The organism is Dryocola clanedunensis subsp. sulfonylureivorans, from assembly GCF_016756775.1.
In the GTDB taxonomy this organism is placed as follows: Bacteria; Pseudomonadota; Gammaproteobacteria; order Enterobacterales; family Enterobacteriaceae; genus Dryocola; species Dryocola clanedunensis.
The window spans coordinates 399,732-408,300 of sequence record NZ_JAERMU010000001.1 but is presented as its reverse complement, the minus strand read 5'-3'; the positions used below and the strand labels follow the sequence as shown (position 1 = coordinate 408,300).

The window sequence follows — 8,569 nt, the reverse complement described above, 5'->3', positions numbered from 1 at the left end:
GGTAACCAGGCGGGGGGCGCAGACGCGGCCAACCTGCTGAAACCAGCCCTGGCTCGTGGCGAGCTGCGTACTATCGCCGCCACGACCTGGAGCGAATACAAACAGTATTTTGAACGTGACGCGGCCCTTGAGCGCCGCTTCCAGATGGTGAAAGTCGATGAGCCGGACGACGACACCGCCTGCCTGATGCTCAGGGGCCTGAAATCACGCTATGCCGAACACCACAACGTACATATCACCGATGATGCAGTCCGTGCCGCGGTCACACTGTCGCGCCGCTACCTGACGGGTCGTCAGCTGCCGGATAAGGCCGTTGACCTGCTCGACACTGCCGCCGCGCGTGTTCGCATGAGCCTCGATACCGTGCCTGAACAAATTGTGCGCCTGAAAGCACAGCTGACCGCCCTGGCGCTGGAAGAGCAGGCGCTGCTGGAAGATATTGCCGCCGGCAGTAACCGTCATGGTGACTGTCTGAGCGTCATTGAGCAGCATCAGATTGAACTGGAAGCGCGTATCGGGGAGCAAGAGGCGCGTTTCAGCAATGAAAAGGCGCTGGTACAGCAACTGATGGCCAGCCGCCAGGACATCAGTCAGCAGGCTGAAATTACAGACCTGCAACAGCAGCTGGAACAGGCACAACAGGGCGACGTGCTGGTTCAGGTTGACGTGGACACCCGCACGGTTGCCAACGTGATTGCCGACTGGACCGGCGTGCCGCTCTCCTCGCTGATGAAGGATGAGCAGACCGAACTGCTGAACCTTGAAAACGAAATCGGCAGGCGCGTGGTGGGCCAGGACGTGGCGCTGAACGCTATCGCCCAGCGCCTTCGCGCCGCTAAAACCGGCCTCACGTCAGAGAGCGGCCCGCAGGGCGTGTTCCTGCTGGTCGGCCCAAGCGGCACGGGGAAAACGGAAACCGCGCTGACCCTGGCGGACGTGCTGTACGGCGGCGAAAAGTCGCTGATTACCATCAACCTTTCTGAATATCAGGAGCCGCACACCGTCTCCCAGCTGAAAGGTTCGCCTCCGGGCTACGTCGGTTACGGCCAGGGCGGCATTCTGACCGAAGCGGTGCGCAAGCGCCCGTACAGCGTGGTGCTGCTGGATGAAGTGGAAAAGGCGCACCGCGACGTGATGAACCTGTTCTACCAGGTCTTCGACCGCGGTTTTATGCGCGACGGCGAAGGGCGCGAAATCGACTTCCGCAACACCGTCATTCTGATGACCTCCAACCTCGGCAGCGACCACATCATGCAGCTGCTGGATGAACAGCCGGACGCCAGCGAGGGCGACCTGCATGAGCTGCTGCGCCCGATCCTGCGCGACCACTTCCAGCCGGCACTGCTTGCCCGCTTCCAGACCGTGATTTACCGTCCGCTGGCGGAAGCGGCCATGCGCACCATCGTGCAGATGAAGCTTGCGCAGGTCAGTAAACGCCTGCATCGCCACTACGGCCTGACAACAAACATCGGCGAGAGCCTGTTTGACGCGCTGACCGCCGCCTGCCTGCTGCCGGACACCGGCGCACGTAACGTCGACAGCCTGCTGAACCAGCAAATCCTGCCGGTGCTGAGCCAGCAGCTGCTGACCCATATGGCGGCTAAACAGAAACCCCGCTCACTCACCCTGGGATGGGATGAAGAGGAAGGGATTGTGCTGGAGTTTGACACCGGTACAGCATCCGCCGATCGGGAGGGAGTATGAGCACCAACCCCGTAGTGAGATTCAGTCATAACCACCACCTGCTGGCAGTCAAAGAGTGCGAATCAGAGCTCGATGTGCTGGCCTTCGAGGGCAACGAAGCCCTGAGCAAACCCTTCAGCTACCGCGTGGAGTTCACCAGCGCAGACCATGCTATCAGCCGGGAAGCGATGCTGATGAAGCCCGCGTCGCTGACGCTGCAGGCCCCGGTGGACCAGGGCTACGGCATTAAAGTTCAGCAGCCGGTGCGGGTGCTGCAGGGAGTGGTCAGCGGCTTTGAACGCCTCGGCACCTCGGAAGATGAGACCCACTACGCCCTGACGCTGCAGCCGCGCCTGGCGCTGCTGGACCGCTCGCACCAGAACGCCATTTACCAGGACATGTCGGTGCCGCAGATTGTCGAAAAAATCCTCCGCGAGCGCCACGGCCTCAGGGGCCAGGACTTCCTCTTTTCGCTGGACAACGCGTACCCGCGTCGCGAACAGGTGATGCAGTACGGCGAGGACGACCTGCACTTTATCACCCGCCTGCTGGGCGAGGTGGGCATCTGGTTCCGCTTCACCACCGACACCCGTCTGAACATCGACGTGGTGGAGTTTTACGACGGCCAGCAGGGCTACGGACAGGGGATGACCCTGCCGTCCGTGCCGCCGTCCGGCCAGCACGCCAGAGGTGTGGACTCGGTGTGGAGCATGGAGAGCCACCACGGTGTGGTGCAGAAGCAGGTCAGCACCCGGGACTACAACTACCGCCAGGCGTCGGAAGACATGAACGCGCAGGTGGACGCCTCACGCGGCGATACCACCACCTACGGTGACGCCTACCACTGGGCCGATAACTACCTGACGCAGGGCAGCGCCTTTGACCGCCATCCGGCCCCGGAGTCCGGGGCGTTCTACGCCCGCGTGCGCCACGAGCGCTACCTGAACGACCAGACGCGGCTGGCGGGTATCACCAGCTGTCCGGTGCTGTCGCCGGGCCAGGTGCTGAAGGTTAACGGCGGCGCCGAGGTCACGGAGGCCTTCAGCAAGGGCGTGGTTATCACCGACATGACCAGCCATGCCCGCCGCGACAAGGATTTTGTGGTGCACTTCGGCGCCATTCCGGACAACGCCGACTACGGCTTTCGCCCGCAGCCGGGCACGCGTCCGGTGATGGCCGGCACCTTACCGGCCCGCGTGACCAGCACCACGGAAAACGACACCTACGGCCATATCGATAAAGACGGCCGCTACCGCGTCAACATGCTGTTCGACCGCGACAGCTGGGAAAACGGCTTTGAAAGCCTGTGGGTGCGCCAGTCCCGCCCGTACGCCGGGGACACTTACGGCCTGCACCTGCCGCTGCTGGCAGGCACGGAAGTGGCGATTGGCTTTGAGGACGGCAACCCGGACAGACCGTATATCGCAGGCGTGCTGCACGACTCGGCGCACGGCGACCACGTCACCATCCGCAACTACAAGCGTAACGTCCTGCGGACGCCGGCGAACAACAAAATCCGCCTCGACGACGAGCGCGGGAAAGAGCATATCAAGGTCAGCACGGAGTACGGCGGCAAGAGCCAGCTGAACCTCGGGCATTTAGTGGATGCTGAGAAGCAGAAGCGCGGGGAAGGGGCTGAGCTGCGAACTGATGACTGGGTTGCAATTCGCGGAGGAAAGGGGCTGTTATTGACGGCGCACGCACAGCCTAAGGCAATGGCTCAGCAACTGAGCATGGATGAGATCAAGCAGCAGTTGGCGGATGCACTGTCGCTGGCGAATTCTCTGTCTGAACTGTTGCAGACAGCACAGATTCAAGGGCTGGATAACAACACACAGCAACAGTTCCTCCATCAGAATGTGGATAAACTTCAGCAGCCTGCCATTGTGGCTGGCGCACCTGGTGGTATTGCCTTGTCCACACCGCAGCATATTCAACTCAGTGCAAATCACAACCAGATGCTGACCTCTGGCGGCAGTACGGAGATCAGTGCACTGAAGCGGATTGTGCTTGCTGCCAAAACGGGATTTGTAGCATTTGTCCAGGAGCTTGGCATGAAACTGGTAGCAGCCAAAGGGAAGGTGGAAATTCAGGCGCAAAGTGATGGAATGGATATTCTGGCCAGCAAAGCCCTGACGGTGACAAGTAACCATGACGAAATCATTATCAGCGCGAAGAAAAAAATAACGCTTAAGTGTGGCGGTTCGTACATCACGATTGACCCGGCAAAAATCGAAAATGGTACGGGCGGTAATTTTTACATCAAGAGCGCAGATTTTGATTATGACGGGCCGGCGACACTAAATTCCTCTGTCCCTAAATTTACTGCCTGTGAAAATGCCGCATCCGAAGCCCTGGTTAAGGGCGATGCTACATTGCCACTTAGTTGAGGAAAGATAATGGGTAAGTATTACCAGACACAACCGGTGACACCCGGTGAGCATGATTTTGCCATTATCGACAGAATGCAACATCCTGACATCAGTGAAACATGGCCTGTAATTGAACTTGTTTCACCAATGTTTACGCCTCAGGCTCACCTTTACCCCTGGCTTTTACCATTAAAAGAGATGAGAGGCGGAGACTGGGAAGCGTTAATGGAAGCGCTGAGGCAGGTTGATTCCTCCCGGGGAGCACCTGTGTCCTGTCTGCTGTTACGCAGTGGGCAATCATCGTCGGAAATCCGGGATCAGCTTACCAGATCGCTCCATTTTACCGATGAACAGTACCAGGGACATATTCTTCGCTACTACGATCCGCGTGTTTTCTTTCACCTGTGCTGGATGCTCTCTCCCGTACAGCTTGCTCAAACGTTTCCTTCGCACCTGGTCAGTCACTGGACTTTCTGGCTTGAGGGGCACTGGCATACGGTGAGTTTCCCTTCTGCGAATACTGTACAGCAAGGTGAAGTTCGGGCTCTGCCACTTCAGCAACTACAACGCTGTGGACAGATAAATCAGGTTCTTGGCAGATTCCCACCTTATGAGGATGTCGTTCAGCGAGAGCAGGTAAGCCAGAAAATTGATGCGCTTCTGTCGAAAGCTTCAGAGCTGGGATTGCCTACAGCAGAGGACCAGGCTGCGTTTGCTTTTTATGGCCTCAGTCTTCGGGACGCATTCTGGACATCTCCCAAACTTTTACCTCTGCTGCAACAGGCCAGGAAAACGCCTGATTTTTTCCATGATGAAACCCGCTTCTGGGATGAAGAGCGCTGGAACACAATGACGCAGCGCTAATCCGTATCAGTGAATGGAATGAAAAATGACTACAGAACAAGGTTGTAAATTTTGCCGCCGTTACGGGCTGCCGGTACTTCCTGCTCGTCCTGCCGTGATAGCAGCAGATGACAGCTTGCCTCTTCTGCCTGCGGATATTACTGTTCCTGTCCCTGCTCAGGGACAGACCGCCTATACCGCCAGATTGCTGCGGGCCGGTTTTTTGAATATCTGGTCTGAATCCGGAGCCCGCTGGATTAATTACTATGTCACCGATGACGGTTATTACTATCCGTTGCCTGAGACTGGTGATGTGCCTGCTGATATCGTGGCGGGAACACGAAAACCCTGCGTCAACAAGCCTGAAGAACTGGCAACGGCCTCATTAATTACTTTACCCGTGAAGCCGGCAGGAATGAAAAATGGCATGTTCTGGTTTGCCTGGTCGGAAGTGGAGTGGACGGATGCGACGCGTAAGAAGCATGAGGATTCTGCCTACCGCAGTCAGTACATGCAGTGCTTTGATATGGACGCCTGGGTGAATGGTGGAAGTGGCAGGCAGACATTGTCTGTTTCCGGGTTAGCCGGAACGGTTGCTGAATACAGCCCTAAGGCAGCTTCCTGCTCTCATAAAACGTGGTCTCCAGCCCCCTTCAGGACGGTCAAACCTCAGGAAGGACAACATCTGATTCAGGCGGCTGATGCACTGTATGCCGGAAAGGGGGCGATCCTTGTGCTGCAAGATCCCGTTGCCGTTATTCAGGATATTGCAGCCCTGTCCAATCATCGAATAGAAAAACAATTTTCACAGAATCCGAAATACTCACGGGGACTGGCTTTGTCATCAGCGCTAAGTTCGCTGAAAGAGGTGCTTTGCACCCAATTCGAACGTGATCAGCTCACCCTTGACAGGGGGGTGGAGCAGCAGGCCCGAAGTGGTATTGCCATTAAAGCAGGAGTCATGTTGCCCACCATGGCCAGCGCGCAGCAAAATGCGCTTTACAGCCATAATAATCAGTCACTTCAGCAACAGGTTAATATGTACTGGGCACAGTATGAAAAATATATTGACCGCTCAAAAGAGCAGGCATTCCTGAAGGAATACGATGCTGCACTCTCAGCCTTTGACCAGCAGGTCATTTCACCGATGGTGGGGATGTATCTGGCCTGGCTGAAAGGTCAGACGTTGCTGGACTATCTTGACGGCAATTTTGACCCTGAAGATATTAGCAGCGGCGCATTATTTACCCAGACGGTGATGCATTGCGTACAGCATATGCAGGATAAATCAGATGTTACGGCCTGGTTCCTGGACCAACTGTCCCAGCCATCAATAGGTTGCAGTAATATTCTTCTGCGTGCCGCGGTGATGAATAACAGGCAATGGACCCTCAGGGTCAGCGACTCAGTGAGTGCGTACAAGGATTACAGCGATGTTCCCTGGAAGGATAAGCTAATCGACGTCTATACAAAGATAACTGATAAAGCGGCGAAGAATGTTCAGTTCGCGCTGGAAGGCTATCTCAATGCAGTCAGCAGTGCGCTGGCGGGGATGCTGGACAAAGCTGCAGACAGATTACTGCCTTCTCTGGTGGCACTGGCTGCGTCATATGGCATGGGACTTAAGGTGATAAGCAGCACGGGTGAGCGAAAATATTTCATCAGTACCATCGTAAGGCAGCTGGGAGAAATGACCGATCTTGAAGGCCGCATTTCAGCGTCCCGCCTGCGACACTATGTCGATATCGAAGTACGCAGAATGGAAATTGCCGGCGTATCGATGGTGGGGATTCACCAGCAGAAATCACTGGTTCTGATTGATGTAGCAGAAGCAACGCGGACGCGGGTACTACCAGAGGCTGAACGTGCCACCGCAGCCGCAAAAACGATGCGCTCGGCAGATGAAGTCAGCAGTACGTTATTCCCGCGTCAGTGGAGAGAAAAACTGGCGCTGGCGAAAGGCAGCGCGGTCAACAATCTGGCAAATGATGGTGCGCAGAGCCTGCCTTTTGCCGGATGCGTTTTTGCAATGATCATGCAGGTTGGGGCCGTCAGCAAATCCGCAGCCAGCCTGATGCACGGGCAGCTTACGGGGGCAGAAAAGATGTCTAAATTATTCGCCGATACCATCGGAGCTGGTGGAACATTACTGGATGCGGTGGAAAGGGTGATCTTTAAATTTAAGAGTTTCCGGCTCAAGCCATTGGTACGTTTGCGTTATGGCAAAGTCGGGATGATGAAATTAGCTGACAGAATTCAGCTCGCAGGAAAGGTATGCGCCGCATTTGGTTATGTAGCAGTTGCATGGGATATCTATCATTTTATTGATGAAAGGCAAAAAGGCAATATAGGGTTAGCTAGTGCATACTTGATCTCTGCTGTGGCTGGTGCAGCATTGGTAACATCAGCAGTATTTACTTCACTGGCCCTTGGCCCTGTAGGCCTGGCGATAGCGATTGCTTTTGTTCTTGGCTCTGCAGTTTATATTGCGATGCAAAGTCGTGATGAAATTCAGAAATGGCTGGCAGCAACCTGGTGGCGTCAAATACCTGTTGGTGAAAGTGATGTTCCTGCAGTCTGGCCAACCATGCAGATGGAAATGTCGCAGCTTCAGCAGTTAATTGGGGGAGGTGAATAAATGGCAATTTCACACGATATTGGCCTTTTTATTCCGTTTAAGCTTAATCGACCACTGACTAAAGAAGAAAAACAAAGTCGCTTTGTTCAGGGGAAAAGAAGAAGAATTTCTGGTGAGGCTGCTGTACTCGATCTGGATACGGTTATACGGATGAATTCATCTTACCTGGAAGTTGTGGATAAATTCTACCCTACAAAAGGGTATGTAGCGTCATTTATGATGGCGTTTTGTATATTGTTTCTTATCGCAATTGTAGCCACTGCAAAAATCACCATTGTTGATAGTGATGGTTTTTTATTTTTTTGGTTTGTCGCACTACTTTCGGGTGGCAGTATTTGTTTTTTTGGACGATTTCTATTGAAAGATTGGTTTCGAAAAACACATTACCCCGTAAGGTTTAACCGAAAGAAACAGCAGGTGCATGTGTATCAGGTTAGTGGAAAAATTATAACAGTTCCGTGGGGGGATGTATTCTTTACAACCAGTAAGCAAAGAATTAGTTACTGCATTGTTGGACATCTAATTTCAGAAGATAAAGAAACAGTACTCAATACCTTCAGCTTTGGTTATGTCGGACAACGGGAAGAGTTGTCTCTCTACTGGGAGTTTATTCGGTGTTATATGGAAGAGGACTGTCTGGAAGAACTGGCTGAGACTGTTTTATTTTGCCCGCCTGTTGAGAAACAAAAAGAAGGCTATATCGAAGGATTACAGAGACTGATGCAAATAGATTCACGGGCAGACTGGCTGCTGCTTGTTCTGAATCTGCCTTTCGCGCTGATTGAAAGCATTGCCCGCTATATAGGAATGCAGACCAGCAAAATCCCTCAGTGGCCACAGGAAGTTATTGATGCGTGTGCTGTAGAACCAAATGACCCGATCAACGTTGGTGCTGAAAACAACTCCCCTTATCGCTGGCGCACCGTGCTGGCAAATGAATCGCGGGAAGTGTATGACGCCAAATACCAGCGGCTGGAATCGGCAAACCAAAAGATCAAAGCCAAACTTGATGCTCGCTATGGAGAATAAAAAT

At 54.1% G+C, this 8,569-nt stretch carries 5 protein-coding genes; all 5 read left to right on the top strand.

The features are described 5' to 3' along the window. On the top strand, window positions 1-1,704 hold a 1,704-nt coding region (locus tag HYQ67_RS01860), incomplete at its 5' end, for an AAA family ATPase (RefSeq protein ID WP_202301036.1). Further along, entirely contained in the window at window positions 1,701-4,073 is a 2,373-nt protein-coding gene (locus HYQ67_RS01855; RefSeq protein ID WP_202301035.1) for a type VI secretion system Vgr family protein, read from the top strand. The genes HYQ67_RS01860 and HYQ67_RS01855, both read left to right, overlap by 4 nt. Before the next feature lie 9 nt (window positions 4,074-4,082). Then, window positions 4,083-4,919, top strand: a complete 837-nt coding sequence (locus tag HYQ67_RS01850; protein ID WP_202301034.1) for a DUF4123 domain-containing protein — start codon at window positions 4,083-4,085, stop codon at window positions 4,917-4,919. 25 nt (window positions 4,920-4,944) lie between these two features. Then, complete coding sequence (locus HYQ67_RS01845; RefSeq protein WP_202301033.1) at window positions 4,945-7,536, top strand: T6SS effector BTH_I2691 family protein; 2,592 nt, start codon at window positions 4,945-4,947, stop codon at window positions 7,534-7,536. Continuing rightward, window positions 7,537-8,565, top strand: a complete 1,029-nt coding sequence (locus tag HYQ67_RS01840) for a DUF6708 domain-containing protein (protein ID WP_202301032.1) — start codon at window positions 7,537-7,539, stop codon at window positions 8,563-8,565. Window positions 8,566-8,569 lie beyond the last annotated feature (4 nt).

What these genes read in the sequence shown, in the direction of transcription:
- HYQ67_RS01855 (WP_202301035.1), top strand. Translation starts at nt 1,701, where the DNA reads ATGAGCACCAACCCCGTAGTGAGATTCAGTCATAACCACCACCTGCTG.
- HYQ67_RS01840 (WP_202301032.1), top strand. Translation starts at nt 7,537, where the DNA reads ATGGCAATTTCACACGATATTGGCCTTTTTATTCCGTTTAAGCTTAAT.
- HYQ67_RS01845 (WP_202301033.1), top strand. Translation starts at nt 4,945, where the DNA reads ATGACTACAGAACAAGGTTGTAAATTTTGCCGCCGTTACGGGCTGCCG.
- HYQ67_RS01850 (WP_202301034.1), top strand. Translation starts at nt 4,083, where the DNA reads ATGGGTAAGTATTACCAGACACAACCGGTGACACCCGGTGAGCATGAT.